Origin of the sequence: Pseudomonas sp. CM25, assembly GCF_013179705.1 — a bacterium.
Taxonomy (GTDB): Bacteria; Pseudomonadota; Gammaproteobacteria; order Pseudomonadales; family Pseudomonadaceae; genus Aquipseudomonas.
Map to the genome: position 1 here is coordinate 1 of NZ_JABMCW010000706.1, position 666 is coordinate 666.

1 protein-coding gene is annotated in these 666 nt (G+C 60.2%); it reads left to right on the forward strand.

Annotated elements, in window-relative coordinates; genetic code table 11:
• Positions 1-113: 113 nt before the first annotated feature.
• Entirely contained in the window at positions 114-416 is a 303-nt protein-coding gene (locus HP546_RS30825) for a hypothetical protein (RefSeq protein WP_172233815.1), read from the forward strand.
• Positions 417-666 lie beyond the last annotated feature (250 nt).

Genomic DNA, 666 nt, shown 5'->3' on the forward strand with positions numbered 1-666 from the left:
CCCCGGCTGCACGATGCCAAGGTCAACGGCATGGCACAACTCGGCATGAACATAAACGGCATCGAGGAGATCGGCGGCGTGGTGTACGCGCAGTCGTGGTGGTGCAAGGCAGAATGATGAGCCGACTACCGCGGGCCTGGCTGGACGAGCTCAACGACCAGTTCGCCCTGACCACCGCTCCAGATAACCGAGCTGCCGTCCTGGCTGAGATGGCCATGGCCGCCCACCGGCGGGGGGAAGTGGACGCCGACCAGCTGTGCGAGATGCTCGAGTTTGCCGAGGCGGCTCGGCTCTATGGCCTGAACGAGCACGAAGACATGTACGCCTGCGGCCTGCTCGGCTACCACGATCCTCTGCCGGAGTGGGGTGTCGAGGTGATCAAGGGGCAGTACAGGGAGCCGCCTCTCTGTGGATAGCTATACAAAGGAAGGGAATCGGTCGTCAGAGTGCCGGGGAGGCTTGGCCAGGGCCATGACTTTTGAAGTGACGTTTGCCAGGATGCGTCCGTACGGGTGAAGCTTCGTTGCAGCGAAAGCAGGGCCGGAAGACCTGTGTTATCAAGCCATTACCGTGGTTTGTTATGTATTGGGTGCAAGGGGTCGAGTGTTCGAATCACTCCGTCCCGACCAAATAACTCCAAAGAATCCAGTCACTTAGCGGTGACTG

Coding starts and splice junctions, on each gene's coding strand:
- HP546_RS30825 (WP_172233815.1), top strand. CDS start 114: ATGATGAGCCGACTACCGCGGGCCTGGCTGGACGAGCTCAACGACCAG.